Annotated in this window: 2 protein-coding genes; both read left to right on the plus strand. The window is 35.2% G+C overall.

What is annotated here, in order from left to right:
* Positions 1 to 473: methylmalonyl-CoA mutase family protein (locus Q0352_RS11855; protein WP_299527762.1), on the plus strand; the 473-nt coding region annotated here is incomplete at its 5' end.
* Positions 463 to 1,799 (plus strand): methylmalonyl-CoA mutase (gene scpA / locus Q0352_RS11860; RefSeq protein WP_299527764.1); only part of this gene is annotated, 1,337 nt, incomplete at its 3' end. The genes Q0352_RS11855 and scpA, both read left to right, overlap by 11 nt.

A 1,799-nucleotide genomic window follows, 5' to 3' on the forward strand; every position in this document is an offset into this window, starting at 1 on the left:
ATACCATTTCAAATAGTGCTTACGATTCCGTTTTTCATCATTCAAATGAATTTGGCGATCGAATTGCTAGAAATCAGTTGTTAATTTTAAAGGAAGAAAGTTATTTCAAAAATGCGCAACACATTGCTACAAATTCCTATTATATTGAAGCCATTACAAAACAAATTGCCGAAAAATCGTTAGCTCTTTTCAAAGAAATTGAAAAAAGTGGTGGTTTCTTACAACAATTAAAACAAGGGACTATTCAACGTAAAATTGTTGAAAACACTAAAAAAGAACAGGCACAATTTAGTAATGGCGAACTGGTTTTATTAGGAACCAATACATACCCAAACGAACAAAACAAAATGAAACACGATTTACAAGTGCATCCTTTTGTTGAACGCAACCCTAAAAAAACATTGATAATTCCCATAATTCCTAAGCGTTTAGCTGAAGAATTAGAACAAAAAAGACTGAAAAATGAAGCGTAAAGATTTTTCAAAACTCGCCGTAGAAAGTCAAAATGAAAAAGATACATATTTTGAACATGAAAATTACATTGCCGGAGTTGCACCAAATTTACGTGGCCCTTATTCAACAATGTATGTTCGCCAACCTTGGACGATTAGACAATATGCTGGATTCTCTACTGCCGAAGAAAGTAATGCTTTTTATCGTAGAAATTTAGCGGCCGGACAAAAAGGATTATCTGTCGCATTTGATTTAGCAACTCACAGAGGATACGATTCTGACCACGAACGCGTACAAGGCGATGTTGGTAAAGCTGGTGTTGCTATAGATTCAGTGGAAGATATGAAAGTGTTATTTAACCAAATTCCTTTGGATAAAATGTCAGTTTCAATGACTATGAATGGTGCTGTTTTACCCATTTTAGCATTTTATATTGTCGCAGCAAAAGAACAAGGTGTTGCTGAAAGTTTATTAGCAGGAACCATTCAAAATGATATTTTAAAAGAATTTATGGTGCGTAATACCTACATTTATCCACCTACTCCATCCATGAAAATTATTGCTGATATTTTTGGGTACACTAGTAAAAATATGCCAAAATTCAATTCTATTTCTATTTCAGGGTATCATATGCAAGAAGCAGGTGCTACTCCAGAAATTGAGTTGGCATATACATTAGCTGATGGTTTAGAATACCTTAAAACAGGAATTGCAAGCGGTATGGATATTGATTCTTTTGCACCACGTTTATCATTTTTCTGGGCCATTGGGATGGATCATTTTAGTGAAATTGCAAAATTACGTGCAGCACGTATGTTATGGGCTAAAATAGTAAAGCAATTCAATCCTAAAAATCAAAAATCATTAGCATTACGTACACATTGCCAAACAAGTGGTTGGAGTTTAACAGAGCAAGATCCATTTAATAATGTAGCGCGCACAACCATTGAGGCAATGGCTGCAGCTTTAGGTGGTACTCAAAGTTTACACACCAATGCACTGGATGAAGCCATTGCTTTACCAACAGATTTCTCAGCACGTATCGCAAGAAATACGCAAATATACATTCAAGAAGAAACCCTTATTACTAAAACTGTTGATCCTTGGGCTGGTTCAACTTTTGTTGAAAACAGAACAGAAGAAATGGTAAATAAAGCATGGGAATTGCTACAAGAAGTTGAAGAACTAGGAGGAATGACCAAAGCCATTGAGTTAGGCATCCCAAAAATGCGCATTGAAGAGGCGGCAGCTAAAAAACAAGCTAGAATTGATAGTAACCAAGATACTATAGTTGGAGTCAATAAATATCGATTAGAACAAGAAGACTCCTTACAAATTTTAGAGGT

Source organism: uncultured Lutibacter sp. (assembly GCF_937891065.1).
Taxonomy (GTDB): domain Bacteria; phylum Bacteroidota; class Bacteroidia; order Flavobacteriales; family Flavobacteriaceae; genus Lutibacter.